17 protein-coding genes are annotated in these 20,498 nt (G+C 49.1%); 3 read left to right on the top strand and 14 right to left on the bottom strand.

The window, feature by feature from the left end:
- Window positions 1–12 precede the first annotated feature (12 nt).
- Window positions 13–603 carry a cob(I)yrinic acid a,c-diamide adenosyltransferase gene (gene cobO, locus RS889_RS11410; RefSeq protein ID WP_315710822.1) on the bottom strand — a complete coding sequence of 197 codons (591 nt, stop codon included), beginning with the start codon at window positions 601–603 and terminating at the stop codon, window positions 13–15.
- A 45-nt stretch (window positions 604–648) separates the two neighbouring features.
- Window positions 649–1,410 (bottom strand): YciK family oxidoreductase, encoded by a 762-nt coding sequence (locus tag RS889_RS11405; protein ID WP_315710820.1) that lies wholly within the window; start codon window positions 1,408–1,410, stop codon window positions 649–651.
- A gap of 317 nt (window positions 1,411–1,727) precedes the next feature.
- Between RS889_RS11405 and sohB the strand changes: the two genes are divergently transcribed.
- Entirely contained in the window at window positions 1,728–2,774 is a 1,047-nt protein-coding gene (gene sohB, locus RS889_RS11400; RefSeq protein WP_315710819.1) for a protease SohB, read from the top strand.
- 240 nt (window positions 2,775–3,014) lie between these two features.
- On the opposite strand, the gene RS889_RS11395 is transcribed toward sohB, so the two are convergent.
- Both RS889_RS11395 and RS889_RS11390 read right to left on the bottom strand, forming a co-directional pair.
- Complete coding sequence (locus RS889_RS11395; RefSeq protein WP_315710818.1) at window positions 3,015–3,692, bottom strand: class I SAM-dependent methyltransferase; 678 nt, start codon at window positions 3,690–3,692, stop codon at window positions 3,015–3,017.
- Between the two features lie 27 nt (window positions 3,693–3,719).
- The gene (locus RS889_RS11390; protein WP_021015978.1) at window positions 3,720–3,989 is read right to left on the bottom strand and encodes a YciN family protein; all 270 of its coding nucleotides are present in this window, start codon (window positions 3,987–3,989) and stop codon (window positions 3,720–3,722) included.
- A 432-nt stretch (window positions 3,990–4,421) separates the two neighbouring features.
- Here RS889_RS11390 and topA point away from each other — a divergent pair, with 432 nt between their 5' ends.
- Window positions 4,422–7,019 carry a type I DNA topoisomerase gene (gene topA / locus RS889_RS11385; RefSeq protein WP_315710816.1) on the top strand — a complete coding sequence of 866 codons (2,598 nt, stop codon included), beginning with the start codon at window positions 4,422–4,424 and terminating at the stop codon, window positions 7,017–7,019.
- Window positions 7,020–7,360: 341 nt separating this feature from the next.
- A complete protein-coding gene (cysB, locus tag RS889_RS11380) occupies window positions 7,361–8,335 on the top strand; it encodes an HTH-type transcriptional regulator CysB (protein ID WP_315710815.1) in 975 nt (324 codons plus the stop codon).
- A 58-nt stretch (window positions 8,336–8,393) separates the two neighbouring features.
- Here cysB and dtpA read toward each other — a convergent pair whose 3' ends face one another.
- The 10 genes from dtpA to RS889_RS11330 form a co-directional block, all read right to left on the bottom strand.
- The gene (dtpA, locus tag RS889_RS11375) at window positions 8,394–9,911 is read right to left on the bottom strand and encodes a dipeptide/tripeptide permease DtpA (protein WP_425475126.1); all 1,518 of its coding nucleotides are present in this window, start codon (window positions 9,909–9,911) and stop codon (window positions 8,394–8,396) included.
- 587 nt (window positions 9,912–10,498) lie between these two features.
- Entirely contained in the window at window positions 10,499–11,134 is a 636-nt protein-coding gene (nth, locus tag RS889_RS11370; RefSeq protein ID WP_021015983.1) for an endonuclease III, read from the bottom strand.
- Complete coding sequence (locus tag RS889_RS11365) at window positions 11,131–11,826, bottom strand: electron transport complex subunit E (protein ID WP_021015984.1); 696 nt, start codon at window positions 11,824–11,826, stop codon at window positions 11,131–11,133. Before RS889_RS11365 ends, nth begins: the two co-directional genes overlap by 4 nt.
- On the bottom strand, window positions 11,823–12,452 hold the full coding sequence (rsxG, locus tag RS889_RS11360) for an electron transport complex subunit RsxG (RefSeq protein ID WP_315710813.1): 630 nt from the start codon (window positions 12,450–12,452) through the stop codon (window positions 11,823–11,825). Before rsxG ends, RS889_RS11365 begins: the two co-directional genes overlap by 4 nt.
- Window positions 12,453–12,461: 9 nt before the next feature.
- A complete protein-coding gene (gene rsxD, locus RS889_RS11355) occupies window positions 12,462–13,517 on the bottom strand; it encodes an electron transport complex subunit RsxD (RefSeq protein ID WP_315710812.1) in 1,056 nt (351 codons plus the stop codon).
- Window positions 13,518–15,653: an electron transport complex subunit RsxC gene (gene rsxC, locus RS889_RS11350; RefSeq protein WP_315710810.1), complete on the bottom strand. Its 2,136-nt coding sequence runs from the start codon at window positions 15,651–15,653 to the stop codon at window positions 13,518–13,520.
- On the bottom strand, window positions 15,646–16,224 hold the full coding sequence (rsxB, locus tag RS889_RS11345; protein WP_315710808.1) for an electron transport complex subunit RsxB: 579 nt from the start codon (window positions 16,222–16,224) through the stop codon (window positions 15,646–15,648). Before rsxB ends, rsxC begins: the two co-directional genes overlap by 8 nt.
- Window positions 16,224–16,805, bottom strand: a complete 582-nt coding sequence (rsxA, locus tag RS889_RS11340) for an electron transport complex subunit RsxA (protein WP_021015989.1) — start codon at window positions 16,803–16,805, stop codon at window positions 16,224–16,226. The genes rsxB and rsxA overlap by 1 nt, the downstream gene beginning before the upstream one ends.
- A 381-nt stretch (window positions 16,806–17,186) precedes the next feature.
- On the bottom strand, window positions 17,187–18,692 hold the full coding sequence (araA, locus tag RS889_RS11335) for an L-arabinose isomerase (RefSeq protein ID WP_315710805.1): 1,506 nt from the start codon (window positions 18,690–18,692) through the stop codon (window positions 17,187–17,189).
- A 61-nt stretch (window positions 18,693–18,753) separates the two neighbouring features.
- On the bottom strand, window positions 18,754–20,439 hold the full coding sequence (locus tag RS889_RS11330) for a ribulokinase (RefSeq protein WP_315710804.1): 1,686 nt from the start codon (window positions 20,437–20,439) through the stop codon (window positions 18,754–18,756).
- Window positions 20,440–20,498: the final 59 nt, after the last annotated feature.

Below are 20,498 nucleotides of genomic sequence, written 5' to 3'. Positions count from 1 at the left end.
TTATTTGTGTGATTACCAGTCAATGCCTTGCTGAGCTTGGATCCCTGAATCAAAAGCATGTTTCACCGGGCGCATTTCGGTCACAGTATCGGCCTGGTTCAGTAAATCACGATGGCAGCCTCGTCCGGTGATAATCACACTCTGGTGCGAAGGTCGCGCATTCAATACTTCAATCACCTCATCCAGCGGTAAATAATCGTAGCTGATCATGTATGTCAGCTCATCCAGCACCACTAAATCCAATTGCGGGTCAGCCAGCATGCGTTTTCCGTGTTGCCACACGAGACGTGCCGCCTCGGTGTCGGTTTGCCGGTTCTGTGTGTCCCAGGTAAAGCCAGTAGACATGACCTGAAATTCGACACCATGCTGTTGCAGCAGGTTTTTTTCACCATTGGGCCATTCTCCTTTGATAAACTGAATCACGCCTGCTTGCAGTCCATGTCCGACAGCTCGAGTTATCGTGCCGAAGGCTGCGGTGGTTTTTCCTTTTCCATTGCCAGTAAATATCATGATAATGCCGCGTAGCTGGGTTGCGGTGGCAATGCGGGCATCGACTTTTTCTTTCAAACGTTGCTGACGCTGCTGATGTCGTTCATCATTCATGTCGGGGTTTCCCCAGTGCTTATTTTAGGGTGTGGGATGTCGCGATTAGTCGACGGTCCCCGGTTTTTTACCGGGTTGGGCGTCAAAACTCATTCCTGTTTTACGTCGGCTGTCATCACCCATCAAATAAAGATAAAGCGGCATAATATCCGCTGGTGTTTTGAGCTTGTCCGGGTCTTCATTCGGAAAAGCAGCTGCGCGCATAGCGGTACGAGTGCCGCCGGGATTAATACAGTTCACTCGCAGGTTTTTGTGGCGATACTCTTCTGCCAGTACCTGCATCATTCCCTCAGTAGCGAATTTCGAAGCTGCATAGGCTCCCCAGCCGGAACGTCCCTGACGGCCTACGCTTGAACTGGTGAATACCAATGAAGCGCTCGGGGACTTCAGTAATAACGGTAACAGCGCCTGGGTAAGCATGAATGTCGCGTTGACGTTGACGTGCATTACCTGGTGCCAATGCTCCACTGATTGATCCGCCATTAAAGCAATATCACCTAGCAGACCAGCATTATGCAGCACACCATCAAGTTGAGGAATGGACTGAGACATCTGTTCTGCTATCAAGAAAAATTGTTCTGAAGTGGTTGTCAGCATATCGCAGGGGATTACCAACGACGACGTACCACACTCTTGCTCAATCTGTCGTTTTACATCATGTAGCTTACTTTCTGTCCTGCCCAACAAAACCATGTGGGCACCAAAACGAGCATAGGTGAGTGCAGCCTCTCGTCCAATACCGTCTCCAGCACCGGTAACTAATATAATTCTTCGTTTTAAAAGGTCTTTTTTGGGTGTGTAATACACAGCAATATCCTCTTGCCTTGGCTGTGGCATGCCGGTTTTCAGGTTGTCTATTGTCTTTACTCAGGTGAACAACCTGATAATAGAAAAGGCAATGATGGTTTTTTATGCCTGAAACAATAAGGGGTTTCAATGAGACTGCGGCGATTTACCTCAAACTGCGTCACAAAAAGTAGCGGAAAGTATGGATTAAGCATGAAGATCATCGCCATTGGTCGCGCCATACGTTACGTTATAGAGACAGCGTACAACGTACGCAATGTTGTAGTTAGTTAATAATCAAGATTATATTCATAATTTGGTCAATGAAGGCGGTATTTGTGGAGTTACTTTCTCAGTATGGTTTATTCCTGGCAGAAATCCTGACCATCGTCGTCGCAATCGGCGTATTGGTGGTGTTGATATTCAGTATGACCCAACGTAAACGCCAGCGTAAAGGTGAGCTACAGGTCGTTAATCTGGGTGAGCAATATCGCGAGATGCAGCGGGATATGCAAGCGGCTGCGATAAGCGATGCTGAACGCAAGGTGTTGTTGAAGAAAAATAAAAAAGAGGAAAAGGAAACCGCTAAACAGGAAAAGCAGCGCGTTAAAAGGGGGGATACGAAAGCGATCAAACCCTGTCTTTACGTCCTTGATTTTAATGGCAGTATGGATGCTGGCGAAGTCAGTTCACTGCGAGAAGAGGTTTCCGCCATTCTGGCAGTAGCCAGAACGGAAGATGAGGTCTTGTTGCGTCTTGAAAGTCCTGGCGGTGTGGTTCACGGTTATGGGTTGGCTGCATCTCAGTTACAGCGTTTACGCCAGGGCGGGATCCGTCTTACCGTGGCAGTGGATAAAGTGGCTGCCAGCGGCGGCTATATGATGGCTTGCGTGGCGGATCGCATTGTTGCAGCCCCGTTTGCTATTGTAGGTTCCATTGGTGTTGTAGCACAGATCCCTAATTTCAACCGGCTGTTGAAAAATAAAGACATTGATGTCGAGTTACATACGGCTGGCGAATATAAACGGACATTGACGCTATTTGGCGAAAACACGGAAGCAGGACGTGAGAAATTTCGTGAGGAGCTGAATGCAACTCATCAGTTGTTCAAACAGTTTGTTCAACAAATGCGCCCTTCACTGGATATTGATGCGGTGGCGACAGGGGAGCATTGGTTTGGATCACAGGCGAGAGATCTGGGATTGGTTGATGCCATTGGTACCAGCGACGATTTACTGATTGCGGAAATTGCCACACATGAGGTGTTGGCCGTGCGTTATACCCGCCGTAAACGCCTGATCGATCGATTGACAGGTAGCACCGGGGACACGGTAGAGAGAATGATGTTGCGCTGGTGGCAGCGGGGGAACCAGCCGCGGTTGTAACTGAATCGATTGTTAATGAAAAGGCCCGCCGTTTTGCAAGGCCCACAAGAGTTGGATAACTGACAACTCTGCAAAGGGCTATCAATATCAGGCGGGATTTTTTTGTCTTAAAGGGTGTTGACGATTCGACCTGTAGCGGGAGAGGCGTCTCTTTTGAGCAAATTATTGCTCACCATAATCATATATTGTCAGTATTGAAACTGGGTGGACGTGGAGTAGAGTGTTAATTAACACGTTCCCTCAGGTTTTGTCCAATATACGGCAGCAAAGCGTCGCATGGTTCCACCATGGGTTATCATTGACCGATTCATGGAATACCTCAAAACCATGTTCAGCCAGTTCTTTTCGTAACAATGGCAAAGGCATAAGCGTTCGCCAGGGTTGGCCCTCTTTCCTGAGCTGATAGTGTTCCGCATCATAATTTTCACGGTCCTGCGGTCTTTTGGGTTCTCCACACATGCTGCTGACGATGAATATCCCGTCGGATTTGAGGACGCGCTTAATTTGGCTGAAGCAACGTGGCCGTTGTTCCCCAATCAGGCAGTGGATACAACAGCCGTCGTAGACCACCATGAATTGTTGGGAAGCATAGTTATCCAGCACGCAAACATCCCCTTGTTGAAAACGACCAGTCAGGCCTTCGGCGGAAAATTTCTCCTGCGCCCAGGTAATTGCGGTAGGTGAAATATCCACACCATCAACCAGATATCCTTGCCGGGCCAGCAACAATGATACCATGGCACCATTGCCGCATCCCAGTTCAAGACAGGTGGAACCGGGCGCAGGTATAATGCCAGCCTGTTGCAAAGTTTGTATCGTGGCTGTCAGATAATGCCAGGCCCTCTCGTAACCTGCGCCGGTCCAGGCCGGGTCACCCTCACTTTTTAATGTCTGGTAAAGCCGCTCATAAATAGACATTGTCACTGTTCATAGCGTCAACTTTCTTTAATCCGCAAGGTAATACTTCTCCGACAGCACATGAGCCAGATGTTTAAACATATTAAATACGGCCGTAGTTTTCAGTGTCGGTAGTCCATCCTGGTCGAGAAAATACTCACCGCGAAAAATCAGTATGCCATTTTTCTGCTCCACGTCGTTGGCTTCCATACCATGTAGATAATCGTCATGATTTTTTATCAGCATGTTGGCTTCAGTCAGTAGTGCCTGGCGATCGATCGATATTTTTTCTTCATTTGAGTGTATAAAATCGGACATGTGCTCATACTCCTGCATCAACAATCTTCAGGGCATTGTACTGCCTGACGTGACTTTCCCGCAATTGGACTACATTTTTTCATACAATCTGCCGATACTGCTTAGTCTCTTCATCAGTGAAAAGAGCGAGATATGCTAATTAGGTTGCGTGACGTTATTTATCAGGTAGAGTGTGGGATTTTGTATAGTCAGCGGAATAATTTCTTTACACCATAGCTGCCTGCGTTTGTTTGTGACTACAATGTAGTAAATGAATACCACAGATAGATCATAGAGTTGCGGTAAGGTAGACGGCGATATCCGGCCTGATACCACGATAACAGAACGATTTTCCCGTAACAGGCGGCTAATTGAGCATCTGATGCTGAAAGTAGCGATAGATGCCTGCGAAGATTTTTACTTTTTTAAAGAATTCAGTAGGTAACCATAAATATGGGTAAAGCTCTCGTCATAGTTGAGTCCCCGGCAAAAGCCAAAACGATCAATAAGTATCTAGGCAATGACTACGTGGTGAAATCCAGCGTCGGTCATGTGCGCGATTTGCCAACCAGTGGCTCCGGTAGTAAGAAGAGTTCGGACTCAACCAACGGCAAAACTAAAAAAGCCGTCAAAAAAGATGAAAAATCGGCGCTGGTCAACCGAATGGGGGTCGATCCTTATCACGGTTGGGATGCGAATTATGAAATCCTGCCGGGCAAGGAAAAGGTCGTCTCTGAGCTGAAGACATTGGCAGAACAAGCAGACCATGTTTATCTCGCTACCGACCTTGACCGCGAAGGGGAAGCCATTGCGTGGCACCTGCGGGAAATAATTGGTGGGGATGAAAAACGGTTCAGTCGTGTGGTGTTCAACGAAATCACCAAAAATGCGATCCAGCAGGCATTTAAAAACCCTGGTGAGTTGAACATCGATCGTGTTAATGCCCAACAGGCCCGTCGCTTTATGGATCGGGTCGTAGGCTACATGGTATCGCCTTTGCTATGGAAGAAAATTGCCCGAGGGTTATCGGCGGGACGTGTGCAGTCCGTGGCTGTGCGTTTGGTGGTGGATCGTGAGCGAGAAATAAAGGCGTTTGTCCCAGAAGAATACTGGGAACTTCACGCCGAGATGCAAACGGCCCATGACGTCATGCTGCAAATGCAGGTAACACACCATAACGGAAAACCGTTTAAGCCAGTCAATCAGGTTCAGACGCAGTCGGCCGTCAGTTTGTTGGAAAAAGCCCGTTATGTCGTGGCTGAGCGTGAAGATAAACCGACCAGTAGTAAGCCTGGCGCTCCTTTTATTACATCGACGCTTCAGCAGGCAGCCAGTACCCGTTTGGGTTTTGGCGTCAAGAAAACCATGATGATGGCCCAACGCTTATATGAAGCGGGTTATATCACCTATATGCGTACTGACTCGACTAACCTGAGTCAGGATGCGTTGAATATGGTGCGCGGATATATCAGCGACGAATTCGGTCAGCGTTATTTGCCTGAGTCGCCGAATTTTTACAGCAGTAAAGAGAATTCGCAGGAAGCTCATGAAGCAATCCGTCCTTCAGATGTCAAGGTTTTGTCTGAACAACTGAAAGATATGGAAGCGGATGCCCAGAAATTGTATCAGCTGATCTGGCGTCAGTTTTTGGCCTGTCAGATGACGCCTGCACAGTACGACTCCACCACGCTGGTGGTGAAAGCCGATGATTACCAGCTCCGTGCCAAAGGCCGTACTTTGCGTTTTGATGGCTGGACCAAAGTGATTCCGGCGTTACGCAAAGGTGATGAAGATCGTACATTGCCATCCGTTGAGGTGGGCGAAACACTGACGTTAGAAAAACTGTTACCAAGCCAGCACTTTACCAAACCATCTGCGCGTTACAGTGAAGCGTCTTTGGTGAAGGAATTGGAAAAACGTGGCATTGGCCGTCCTTCCACTTATGCATCAATAATTTCCACCATTCAGGATCGTGGTTATGTACGGGTTGAAAACCGTCGTTTCTATGCCGAAAAAATGGGGGAAATTGTTACTGACCGTTTGGAAGATAATTTTCGCGAGCTGATGAGCTATGATTTTACTGCTCGCATGGAGAGTAGCTTAGACCAGGTCGCGAACAATCAGGCGGCATGGAAAGCCGTGCTGGACGAGTTTTTCGCCGAGTTCAGCCAGCAACTGGAAACCGCTGAGCAGGAACCGGAAGCGGGGGGAATGCGACCCAATCTGATGGTGCTAACCAGCATCGATTGCCCGACCTGTGGTCGCAAGATGGGGATTCGTACCGCCAGTACGGGCGTTTTTCTGGGGTGCTCAGGTTACGCTCTACCGCCGAAAGAACGCTGCAAAACCACCATCAACCTGATTCCAGAAGCCGAAGTGCTGAACATACTGGAAGGTGATGAAGCCGAAACCAATGCACTGCGTGCTCGCCGTCGTTGTCCGAAGTGTGGCACCGCTATGGATAGTTATCTGATCGACAATCAGCGTAAGCTGCATGTCTGCGGTAATAATCCATCTTGTGATGGCTATGAAATAGAAAACGGCGAGTTTCGTCTCAAAGGCTATGATGGCCCAGTGGTGGAGTGTGAGAAGTGTGGTTCGGAAATGCACCTGAAGATGGGGCGTTTTGGTAAGTATATGGCGTGTACTAATGAGAGCTGCGGTAATACCCGCAAGATTTTGCGCAGTGGTGAGGTTGCTCCTCCAAAGGAAGATCCTGTACCGCTGCCTGAATTGGCTTGTGAAAAATCCGATGCTTATTTCGTACTACGTGATGGTGCTGCGGGTGTTTTTCTGGCCGCCAATACGTTCCCGAAATCTCGTGAGACGAGGGCACCATTGGTCGAAGAGCTGTTTCGTTTCAAAGATCGGTTGCCGGAGAAACTACGTTATCTGGCTGATGCTCCGATAACGGATAACGAGGGGAATAAAACATTGGTCCGCTTTAGCCGTAAGACCAAACAGCAGTATGTTTCTTCAGAGAAAGAGGGTAAGGCTACTGGGTGGTCAGCATTTTATGTAGACGGAAAATGGGTTGAGACAAAGAAATAGCTTTTTTGCCGATAGACTCAGGTATCCCGGTTAATAAAACCAAATGCTTTATGGCCAGCCTGTTTAGGCTGGCTTTTTTGATCTGCATAAGGTGAGTGTAATCTGTCAAGGGTGATAATACGCTACCAGGGTCATGAGAGAAATATAACGCTTTCTTCATACTGATAGTTTCTCTGTGGGCGAAAAAGAAAGTGGTTATATAAAATATATTTTTATGATTAAATGTCATTTAAATGGTGAAAAAATATGCCGTTTATTAGGGGTGAAGTGAGTTCTTTTGCAGTGATGATCAAAAAATTAAAGATGGTGTGCGCATTATTCAATCTGGGATGGAATATATTATGAAACTGCAACAGCTTCGTTATATTGTTGAAGTTGTTAATCACAACCTGAATGTTTCCTCTACTGCAGAAGGCCTTTACACTTCTCAACCAGGGATCAGTAAACAAGTCAGAATGTTAGAAGATGAGCTGGGGATTCAAATTTTTGCCCGCAGCGGAAAACACTTAACACAGGTAACGCCTGCGGGTCAGGAAATCATCCGTATTGCCCGGGAAGTGTTATCCAAGGTAGATGCCATCAAGGCCGTCGCCGGAGAACATACTTATCCAGATAAAGGGTCGCTTTATGTCGCAACGACACATACTCAGGCTCGTTACGCGCTGCCAAGTGTGATTAAAGGCTTTATTGAACGTTATCCTCAGGTATCTCTGCATATGCATCAGGGATCACCGACTCAGATAGCGGAGGCGGTAGCAAAAGGCACCGCAGATTTTGCCATTGCAACGGAAGCACTACACCTCTATGACGATTTGATTATGTTGCCGTGTTACCATTGGAACCGTGCGGTAGTGGTGAACCCTGATCATCCCCTGGCGTCTAACACCACTATCACTATTGAAGAACTGGCTTCCTATCCTATCGTAACCTATACCTTCGGTTTTACCGGCCGTTCAGAGCTGGATACCGCGTTTAACCGTGCAGGTCTTACCCCGAAAATTGTGTTTACTGCCACAGATGCAGACGTGATTAAAACCTATGTACGGTTAGGGTTAGGGGTGGGTGTGATTGCGAATATGGCCGTCGATCCACTGACCGATCCCGATTTGGTGACCCTCGATGCGGATAGCATTTTTGGCTATAGTACGACGAAGATCGGTTTCCGTCGCAGTACATTTTTGCGTAGTTATATGTATGATTTTATTCAGCGTTTTGCTCCACATCTTACTCGGGATGTCGTCGACACAGCCGTTGCATTACGTTCCAATGAAGAAATCGAATTGATGTTTAAAGATATTAGTCTGCCAGTGAAGTAAGGCAGTAAAAATGGAAAGCCTGAGATATATACATCTCAGGCTTTTATATGAGAAGGTTTTACTGGGTGATGTTGATAATACCAGTCGCTATTTCTGTGGTGTGTTCTTCTTGCGTCATACGCGTCAGCTTCGGCGCGGTCAATAGCATGAGTATGGCGATAATGCCGGTTACGATACCAATCTGTAGAAAGACATGGCTGTAGATAGCCAGTGACTCATGAGCATCCACCACATTTTTCGGTACAGCCATCAGGCTGGCAACATTACCGGCGATCAGCGCCGCCGCCGCCGTAGTCAGAAACCAGGCTCCCATAATGAACCCCATCAGGCGTTGCGGCACCAACTGTGCCACCATAGCCAGACCCAGACCGGAAATCATCAGCTCACCCACACTTTGTAGCGCATAACTTGCTATCAGCCAGTTAACCGAAACAATACCTTGTTCATTGGCCATGCTGGCTCCCCAGGGGAGTACCAGGAATGCGCCGGAACAGAGCACCATACCAATAGCGAACTTGTGTGGCATAGGCAGATGATCGCCCATTTTATTGTATATTGCCGCCAGGAACGGGCTGGCAACCATGATCCAGAACGGATTTAGTGCTTGATACTGTTCCGGTTCAAAGGCAATACCAAAAATGGAGTGCCCAACATTGCGGATGGCAAAGAAGTTAAGTGAGGTCGGCATCTGGCTATAAAGCACAAAGAATACGACGGCTTCAATCATTAATATAAAGGCGACGATCATTTTGCGACGTGCCGTACCGTGCAAGCGGAATGTTTCTCTAGCGAAAATCAGGATAATGCCCAGAGAGATAATAGCCAGCATCCAACGGGCAACGAGTTGGTTATGCAGTAGCCAGACTGAAATACAGATCAGGGCAACAATCCCGACCAGCGTCATCAGCAGTTTTCGAATGTTGATCGGTACAAAATCGGGCTGTGAACCATATTTTTTCACCCACTTACGGCAGAACATGAAGTTGACCAGGGTTAATACCATGCCTATGACGCTGAGGGAAAATGCCACATTCCAGCCATAATGTACCGCCAGCCAAGGTGTCGCCAGCATGGAAAAGAATGAGCCGATGTTCACCGACATGTAATACATGGTGAACGCGCCATCAAGGCGTGGATCATCCTTGGCATAACAGGTAGAGAGCAAGGCGGCGGGATTGGCTTTGAACAGCCCGTTACCCACCGCAATGGTTGCCATACCAGCATAAACCCAAAATAGATCATGGCCGGAGTAGGCGATCATGGCATAACCTATCGCCAGCGTCATTGTGCCAAGTACAATGACGCGTTTGGTTCCTAATACTTTGTCTCCCAGCCAGCCACCAATGGCAATAAAGCCATAAACCAGGGCGCTGAACGAAGAAAACAGTGTAATGGAATCTGTTTCCGACATTCCCAACATTTTGACCAGATAGACGGCCATAATGCCTTGTAAACCGTAGTAACCAAAACGCTCCCACAGTTCGATAGAGAAAATGAGATAGAACGCCTTTGGTTGTTTGAACGCATTCATACTGACGCTTTCAGAAGGCGTGTTGTTTTTGTTTGCTGAAGACACTAAAAAAACCTCTGATTGTTGGTATCTCGTTTTTTTAAGCGAGAAAATAACAAGCGTGATACAGCTGTTCTGTATCTGATTTTGTTGTTATGAGAAGGACAAAGGGCGCTTATATTGACTCTATTCTCGACACAGACAAGTCATTTGACATGTTTGGTTACATATGGTTTTTACAGTGTAATAAGACTAAAAATGAATTGTTATGTAGATTTTAATTTTGTATCTTCGTTTTAACTTGAATCTTTATATTGAAACAATCAGTGTAAAATTTAATTAAGAATAATAATCTTGACTATTAGCTATATGTTGGAATTTATTTGGCAGTTATGTGTATTTATCAAGATATATATGTTGTTTTACTTATTTCATACGGAATTAACTAAAAAATGAAAGTGATCGGTTTTGGATAAAAATGAACGGAGTTTTAGATCAATACTTCATGACTAAATTTACGATAGAAAAAAATAAATCGACCAGAATTATTGGTTGATTAGGTAATAGTTACAAAAAGGAAATAAAACGATGTGACGGTCATAAAACGCGATGCTTTGATGCGCCATGCGTTGAGGAAAGGAGCGTAACCGATGTTACGCGTATGTTTTCTCTTTAAACTCGCACAGATCTTCAATCAGACAAGAACCACAGCGTGGTTTGCGGGCAATACAGGTATAGCGACCATGCAGAATCAGCCAGTGGTGGCAGTCGACTCTGAACTCGGCGGGTACCACTTTTAACAATTTTTCTTCTACCTGTTCGACATTTTTGCCCGGTGCAAACCCTGTTCGGTTGCATACACGAAAAATGTGCGTATCGACGGCAATGGTTGGCCAACCGAAAGCGGTATTCAGTACAACATTGGCTGTCTTTCTACCTACGCCGGGCAGAGCTTCAAGTGCGGCGCGGTCTTCCGGAACCTGCCCCTGATGATGCTCTATCAGCATACGGCAGGTTTTTATCACATTTTCCGCCTTGCTGTTAAATAACCCGATAGTTTTGATGTAGGTTTTGACTCCATCCACGCCTAAATCCAGCATTGCTTGTGGTGTATTGGCAATTTTATAAAGTTTTTCCGTGGCTTTGTTCACACTGACATCGGTAGCCTGTGCGGAGAGTAATACAGAGATCAGCAATTCAAACGGAGAGGCGTAATGAAGCTCTGTTGTGGGATGAGGATCGTTTTCTCGCAGTCGCGCTAAAATGGTAATCCGCTTTTCCTTGTTCATGATAATTTTGCCTCAGCCTTTGAAGATGTCGCAGAGTGTTGTACCGCCTGATGGCGCTGTTTGAGTTTCTCGTCAATTACGTATTTACCCGCCAGCATCAGCCCCAGACCAATAAACGCACCGGGTGGAAGGATCATCAGCAGGAATGGAGAGTCAAGGTGGATCACCTCGACACGCAATACGCTGGCCCAGCTCCCTAACAGGCGATCGGCCCCATCAAACACCGTACCATTGCCTAAAATCTCACGCATGGCGCCCAGCACGAGGAGGGCTCCGGTGGCGCCTAGTCCCATCGCTAATCCATCCAGCGCCGAAGGTATTATGGGATTCCGAGAAGCAAATGTTTCAGCACGACCAATGACGATACAGTTGGTGACGATCAAGGGAATAAAAATCCCCAGTGATTGATACAGGCCATACGCATAGGCGTTGATCAGCATCTGTACCACACTGACTACCGAAGCAATAATCATCACATAAATAGGGATCCTGACTTCTGCCGGAACCCAGCGGCGCAGTGCCGATACCGCAACGTTGGTACACAGCAGAACCAGTGTTGTCGCTAACCCCAACCCCAGTGCATTGGTGACGGTGGAGGAAACGGCTAACAGCGGACATAACCCCAGCAATTGCACCAATGCAGAGTTGTTTTTCCATAATCCTTGTATAAAAAGTTCTCTGGGATCACTCATTGGATTTCTCCACAGCGGGTAAGGGTGGCAAGACGTGGCGGCAATGTTTTCAAGAATAACGTGCTGCGTTTAACCGCGTTGACCACGGCGCGAGGCGTGATGGTCGCTCCGGTAAATTGATCAAACTCCCCGCCATCCTTTTTCACTGCCCAGCGAGGGTCATTTTGTCCTTGTACTGTTTTGCCAGTAAAACTCAGGATCCAGTTCGAGACGTGAATATCAATTTTATCGCCTAATCCAGGCGTTTCATGCTGCTCAATCACCCGGGTGCCTAATACCGTACCATGAAAATCAGCGCCAATAAGTAATTGAATGGAACCAGAGTAGCCATCAGGGGCGGTGCTCTCCAGTGCGGCAGCAATAAGTTGGCCACCCTTACGGGCGATGAATACTCGATGGGGGGCGATGTTGCCCAGAGCATCATTAGTGACAACGTAACACTCATGCAGAGGATCGTTGTCATAAAGCGTCGCAGGAATCACCTGGTCCAGCAGCATTTTTTGCTGTTCCTGCACTTGCCGGGAAATGGCGTTTTGGGTCAGGTGGTAAACCACAGCTGTTAGACCCGTGGTCAGCGCGGCAAATATCGCCAGCGTCACGGCATGGCGACGCATGGTTGTCAACATAATGATTCCTTAGCGAAGATGGCCATATGCCCGCGGTTTGGTGAAGTAATCAATCAATGGCACCGTGATGTTGGCCAGCAAAACGGCAAAAGCCACACCGTCTGGATATCCGCCGTAAGTGCGGATGACCCATACCAGCACGCCTATCAATGCACCGAAAATAAGGCGGCCTCGATTGGTGGTGGAGGCAGTAACCGGATCGGTAGCGATAAAAAATGCCCCTAACATGGTGGCACCGGAGAACAGGTGCATCATGGGTGGCGCACAGGTTTCCGGCTTGATTAACCAACCGATCAGCGCACAAAGGGAAAGTGCCAGTAACATACTGAATGGAATGTGCCAATGGATGATTCTGCTCAGCAGCAGGAACAGGCCGCCCAGCAGGAACGCCAGGTTAATCCACTGCCAGCCCAGCCCAGCAATTATGCCGCTGAGTAACGGTTGTTGCAGGATAACTGAAGCGGAATGGCCAGAACGTAACCCGGTTTTAATCGCGTCCAGCGGTGTTGCCTGGGTGATCCCATCAACACCCTGAATAAGCTGTTGAACCGCCATGCCTGACGCATCGTGGCCGGTAAAAATGGCCAGCAAGGTATAGTGAAAACCGATGGGCACGGATTGGAATCCTGCCGGAGGAAGCCAACTGGTCATTTGTACTGGAAAAGAAATCAGCAATACCACATAGCCAATCATCGCTGGATTGAATGGGTTTTGGCCCAGACCACCATAAAGTTGCTTTGCGATGATAATGGCAAATGCGCTACCCAGCACGATCATCCACCAAGGTGCCAATGGTGGCAAACTGATACCGAGCAATATGGCTGTCAATAATGCGGAATTATCTGTGAGCGTGCCGATGACTGGATATTTTCTGAGCGACAACACCAGGCTTTCTGCCATCAATGCCGTGACGATGGCAATCCCGATTTGAATCAGGTTTCCGTAGCCGAAAAAATGAACCTGGGTCGCTATACCGGGAATACTGGCCATGATGACCCACAGCATGATATTACGGGTTGTCTGCTGATTGTGGGTAAACGGGGAACTCGCTATTTTAAAAGCCATTTATTCCTCTTGAGACTTTTGCGATGCCTGTATGGCTTTTCGGGCTTTTACCCGTGCGATCGCGGCGGCAACCGCCGCTTTACGCGGATCAGCAAGAATACCGTCATCATGGGGGATCGTGACGGGTTCCGCTTCTTTACGGGTAATGACCTCGCGCTGTTGAGCAACTGTTCGTGCTTTATCGCGTATGTTTTCCGTTGACGACGAACAACTGTTCTCCGCCTGATTTACCCGTGATAGGGCGTCTTCTGCGGTGTTCTTCGGTTCATCAACGCCGTTCTGAGCCTGTGCGGCTTTACGGGCTTTCACCCGGGCGATTGCGGCGGCAACCGCTATTTTACGAGGATCGGTAGTCGATGAGGGATATTCGTGTGACACGGCGGCCGTTGTGGCCGATGGCTGAATGTGCTGTTCAGCCTGGCGCGCTTTGGCACGCGCAATCGCCGTAGCCACAGCAGCTTTAGGCGGCGTAGTTACGGTGTCGGCTATCGTATCGGGTGATTTTTCTGCCTGCTTTTCCCGTGCAAGTGCTTTACGTGCTTCCCGGGCTGCGATAATGGCACGGTTATCCGGTGTTTGGCCTGGCTGAATGGGGATAGCCACTTGCAGTGTTGGTGCAGTCTGTTTGTTACGAACTCTTTCCAGCGCGGCTATCACTGCCTGTTTATCTGTCGTTGGCGTGGTGGATGCAGCCTGTTTATGACGCTGTTCACGCGCTAGTTTCTCCCGTGCCAGGCGGCTCTGGCGGGCTTCATAACGGGCTTTGGCTTGTGCCGCACGCTGGGCGTCCTGATCCTGCGCTCTGATTTCCGCTTTTTCCTGACGATAATACTGTACCAGTGGAATATTGCTGGGGCAGACATAAGCACAGGCACCACATTCAATACAATCGAATAGATGATGGTTACGGGCTTTTTCGTGCTCCTGACCTTGGCTGAACCAGAAGAGCTGTTGTGGCAATAACCCCGCCGGACAGACATCTGCGCATTTGCTGCAACGAATGCAGGCGAGTTCATCTTCCGGCGGCTGAAACTCATCACTGGAGGGGGCGAGAATGCAGTTGCTGATCTTTACAACGGGAACATCCAATGCAGGCAGGGTAAAGCCCATCAACGGACCTCCCATGATTACCATCGGGCGTGCGTTATTAACATGGTATCCGGCGTGGCGCAGCAAATGTCTTACCGGTGTCCCCAGACGCGCCCAGACATTGCCGGGTTGGCGCAGGGCTTCCCCTGTCAGCGTGACGACCCGTTCAGTTAACGGTTCTCCCTCTATTACGGCGCGTTTAATCGCATATACCGTTCCAATATTTTGCATCAGTACACCGATAGAGGAGGAGTGTTTGCCGAAAGGCACCTCTTTCCCGGTCAGAATTTTTGTTAGTTGCTTGGCACCGCCGGAAGGATACTTAGTGGGAATAACCCGTATCTGAATGTTGGGATAGTTTTGCAATGCCTGTTTTAGTGCCGTGATCGCTTCCGGTTTGTTGTCCTCAATGCCCAGCAGAATGCGTTGCGGCTGTAGTAAATGATCGAGGATATCCACACCCAGCGCAATGTCATCCGCACACTCCTGCATCAGACGGTCATCCGCGGTGATGTAGGGTTCACACTCGGCGGCGTTGATAATCAGGGTTTCAATACCAGGCAACCCACCTTGTAATTTGGCGGCAGTAGGAAAACCGGCACCACCCAGCCCGGCGATACCGGCCTGATGCAAATGTGCCAACAGGGTGTCCGCGGAGGCGCGACGATAATCTGTCATAGTCTGACGCTCTCCCCAGCGGTCTTCTCCATCCGGGATAATAATAATACTGAGTTCCGACAGCCCTGACGGATGTGCCGTCATATGGTGGCGGATGGCATTAACTGTGCCTGACGTTGGTGCATGAACAGGCAGCGTTCTTCCCACGCCACGAGTCAGCGGCTGACCACGCAGTACGCTATCGCCGACGCTAACGCACAGTTCACCTTCCGGTCCGAGATGCTGTTTGAGCGGAATGATGAAATATGCCGGTAACGGAACCTGGCGTAAAGGAATTCGGCTGGACTGCGTTTTCATTTCCGGAGGATGTATTCCCCCTTCGAAGTCCCAAATTCTGTCTTTTCTGAAGGCTGAGAACAGCTTAAACATGGTTTTCTACTTGGATAAGGCGCACCGGAATAGTATCGAGATCCCATTTCCAGCTTGTTGGCGTCGGGGCGACAGGTCGTAATTCAATACAATTGGTCGGGCAGGGAGCGACACAAAGATCGCACCCCGTGCACAGATCACTGACTACCGTATGCATGGCGCGGGTACTGCCGACAATGGCATCGACCGGGCAAGCCTGAATGCACTTGGTACAGCCAATACAATTGCTTTCGTCGATCCAGGCAATTTTACGTTCGGGTTTCTGTGAGGACACCGCATCGGTTAACGGCAGTGGTTTAACATTCAGCCGCTCTGCCAGTTTCAACATCAGCGGTTCGCCGCCAGGTACGCATTTATTGATTTGCTCACCATTCAGGGCGATGGCTTGTGCATAAGGGCGACAGCCAGGATAGCCACATTGACCACACTGACTTTGCGGCAACATGTTTTCCACCTGTTCGACAATCGGATCTTCTTCTACCTTAAAATGGCGGGAAGCAAAGCCCAGAATTAACCCGGACACTAACGCCAGAGCACTTAATGCCATCATGGCTATGAAGATCGTGCTCATCAGAATTTCACCAGGCCAGTAAAGCCCATAAAGGCCAGAGACATCAACCCGGCGGTAACCAAGGCAATGGAAGCGCCGCGGAACGGCGCTGGCACATCAGCAACGGCAATACGTTCACGAATAGCAGCAAACAATACCAGCACCAGGGAGAAGCCGACTGCACCACCGAAACCATACACGGCGGACTGAAAGAAGTTGTGTGACTGGTTTACGTTGAGCAGAGCGACGCCGAGGATAGCGCAGTTGGTGGTAATCAACGGCAAGAAAATACCGAGTAGGCGATAAAGCGCCGGACTGGTTTTACGCACGGCCATCTCGGTGAACTGAACGACGACGGCGAATACCAGAATGAACGCCAGTGTCCGCAAATAGACCAAATCCAGTGGCAGCAGGATAAAGGCATTTACCAGCCAGGAAAAAATGGACGCCAGCGTCATGACAAAGGTGGTAGCCAGCCCCATCCCGATAGCGGTTTCCAGCTTTTTGGAAACCCCCATGAACGGACAGAGTCCCAGAAACTTCACCAGAACGAAGTTATTGACCAGGATGGTGCCAACAAATAAAAGTGCGTAATCGGTCATTGTAGTGCCTAAGAAACAAAACCGGCATATTATCAGGCATTGTCCGCCATTCGACAACATTACCCAATGTAGGGATATTCGGCTGAGAGATTCTTTTGAGGGAGAGAATACATCGTTTGTTGTTGAAATAAAGGTGAAAAAGCATTACGACTGCCGTCAGTGACAGCTAAAAAGAAAACTGCCAGACCTAGAGATTGTCGGAAGTAATGAAAAATAGTGGAATAGCAGTAGGTAGTAAGACACGGTTAAGCCGCAAAACAGCAGATTGATTTTGGTATGTGGACGACATGAATCAGCAATGTGAGGCACCGATAACCGATGCCTCATGATGAAAACCCCTGAATATACCGCGAGCTTATTGACTGATAATGGCCGGTTATCTTATCGGCTGCACAGTTTGTAATAGACTTCGTTCCAGCGTAGCGCATCTTTAAACGCAGACAGGCTGGTTTGATTGTCGATCACTACCAGTTCAATGTTATTGATTTCCGCGTACATCCGCAGGTAATCAAGGCTCAAGGCCTGAGTGAACACCGTATGATGCGCACCACCGGCGATAATCCAAGCTTCGGCTGCCACTTCCAGTGAGGGTTGTGCCTGCCAGATAGCTCGGGCGACAGGTAGTTTTGGCAGTGGGTGGGGCTGTTCAACCGCATCCACGGCATTCACCAGCAAGCGGAAGCGATCTCCCAGGTCAATGAGACTGGCATTCAGCGCCGCCCCTGCCGGAGCAGAGAAGATCAAGCGAGCGGGATCCTCCTTGCCACCAATTCCCAGATGCTGGGCATCCAAAATGGGTTTTGGTTCTTTCGCTATGCTGGGGCACACTTCCAACATGTGTGATCCGACAACCAGATTGTTTCCTGGCTGGAAGTTGTAAGTGTAATCCTCCATGAACGAGGTGCCGCCGCTTAAACCATGGGACATCACTTTCATGATGCGCAGCAGTGCTGCTGTTTTCCAGTCACCTTCGGCACCGAAACCGTAACCTTGCTGCATCAAGCGCTGGACAGCCAGACCGGGTAACTGCTTCAGACCATGCAGGTTTTCAAAGTTAGTGGTAAACGCTTTGAATCCGCCTTGATCCAGAAAACGTTTCATCCCCAGTTCGATGCGTGCGGCATTTAACAGATTCTGGCGTTTTGGACCATGCAGTTGCACGGCGTTCGTCAGGGTATAGGTCGCTTCATACTCTTCAATCAGGGCATCAATATCCCCTTGGCCGACATCGTCTATCACTCCGACCAGATCACCCAGTCCCCAGGCGCTGACGGAGTAACCAAACTGAATCTGTGCACCAACTTTATCCCCTTCGGTCACCGCAACTTCACGCATGTTGTCGCCAAAACGGGCCAGTTTCAGTTGTTTGCTTTCCTGAATAGCGGACGCAACACGCATCCATTGGGCAATACGTTCATGAGCGGCTTTATCTTTCCAGTAACCGACGATTACCTGATGCGCCTGGCGCATACGGGCACCAATGAAACCAAATTCCCGACCTCCGTGCGCGGTCTGGTTCAGGTTCATAAAGTCCATATCCATGGTATCCCACGGAATTTCGGCGTTGAACTGGGTATGGAACTGCAACAAGGGTTTGTTCAGAATACTTAGACCACCAATCCACATCTTGGCGGGAGAGAAGGTGTGTAGCCAGGTTAACAAACCGATACAGTTGTCCTGATAATTGGCATCACGGCATAACGCAGTGATTTCATCCGGGGTTTTGACTAGCGGTTTGAGCACCAGTTTAACCGGTAGTGCAGCGTCCCTGTTCAGGCCGTTTACCACTTTTTCGGCGTTTTCTTTTACCTGACGTAAAGTTTCCGGGCCATAAAGATGCTGGCTGCCAATAACAAACCAGACCTCAAGCTGCTTAAAGTGATCCATGATAACTCCTGTTTCTTATCCCAGAGGGAGATGTAATCGTCTATATACGGTTGTTGGCTGACTAGGCCCCGGGTTTTGATGTGGCGCGGTAAGCGGGTTCAGCCATTTGGCACCACTGTTGATAACGTTCATACAATTGCTGGTAACGGGCTACACGGTGTTTGTCTGGTGTCAATGTTCGCTCGATGCTGCTGGCCATATGACGTTGAGCCGTTGGAATATCGGCATGAATGCCAGCGGCTACGGCGGCAAAAATAGCGGCACCCAGAGCACAGCATTGATCGGAAGAGACAATCTGCAATGGCCGGTTCATAACATCGGTACAGACCTGCATGATGGTGGGTGATTTACGGGCAATGCCGCCTAATGCCAGAATGTTCTCTACCGGGATGCCTTGTGATTCAAAGCATTCCATAATGGCGCGTGCACCGAAGGCGGTCGCGGCGATAAAACCGCCAAACAGTGTAGGGGCGTCAGTGCCCAGATTCAGATCGGTAATAACACCTTTCAGTCGCTGATTGGCAAAAGGGGTGCGGCGACCGTTAAACCAGTCGAGCACAATCGGTAGGTGATCCAGTGTCGGATTAGCTGCCCAGTCTTGGGTAAGGCGCTCCAGCAGTTTGGATTGCGTCGCTTCCATCTGGGCCGTTAATTCAGGATGATCTTTAGCTGCCTGTTGCAGTGACCAACTCAGTAATCGACCAAACCAGGCATACATGTCACCGAAAGCGGATTGACCGGCTTCCAGCCCGATGTAACCTGGCACCACGCTGCCATCGACCTGGCCGCAGATGCCAGCGATGGTCTTTTCACCCACGGTAGCTTCATCCGCGATTAAAATATCGCAAGTAGACGTGCCAATGACTTTAACCAGTGTGTAAGGTTGGGCGCCAGCACCTACCGTGCCGACATGGCAGTCAAATGCCCCGCCGGAAAGCATCACTGTTTCCGGGACACCCAGGCGTTGCGCCCATTCTGGCGTGATTTTCCCCACAGGGAGATCGGCAGTCCAGGTATCGGTAAACAGCGGGTATTGCAGTCGTTCTGTCAGGCAGGGATCCAACGCTTCCAGAAAGGCTTTTGGCGGAACGCCACCCCAGTCAGGATGCCAGAGTGACTTGTGTCCGGCACTGCAACGTCCACGGCGGATGTGTTGTGGCGCTGTGGTTCCCGACAGTAACGCGGGTACCCAATCGCACAGTTCAATCCAGGAAACCGCAGCCTGCCGTACGTTAGGGTCTTGCCGAGAAACATGTAGAATCTTGGCCCAAAACCACTCCGATGAGTAAACACCACCGATGTAACGGCTATAGTCCGGGAACTGTCCGCTACGGCACAAACGGTTGATTTCTTCCGCTTCTTCTATTGCTGTGTGATCTTTCCACAACACAAACATGGCATTGGGATTTTCGGCAAACTCTGGATGCAGAGCCAGAATCTCGCCTTGTTCATCGATCGGCGCAGGCGTTGATCCGGTCGAGTCCACACCGATACCTACAATCTGCTGACGCTGAACCACGGAAAGCCGTGATACCACCACACGAATGGCCTGTTCCAGTGATTCTATGTAATCCAAAGGATGATGGCGAAATTGGTTGTTGGCAGGCTGGCAATACTGTCCCAGGCGCCAGCGCGGATAATAGATAACTTCTGTTTCGAGCTCGTGCCCGCTTTGACAGTCGACGGCTAAGGCACGTACTGAGTCGCTGCCAAAGTCGAGACCAATGGTAATCGCACCCGCACTCATCTTTCTGCTCCCGTTAATTCTATTTTAACTGTTAGTTACGATAGACAGGACGTCGGCAT

Source organism: Brenneria uluponensis, from assembly GCF_032395385.1.
Classification (GTDB): domain Bacteria; phylum Pseudomonadota; class Gammaproteobacteria; order Enterobacterales; family Enterobacteriaceae; genus Prodigiosinella; species Prodigiosinella aquatilis.
This window is presented reverse-complemented; position numbering and strand designations above follow the sequence as displayed.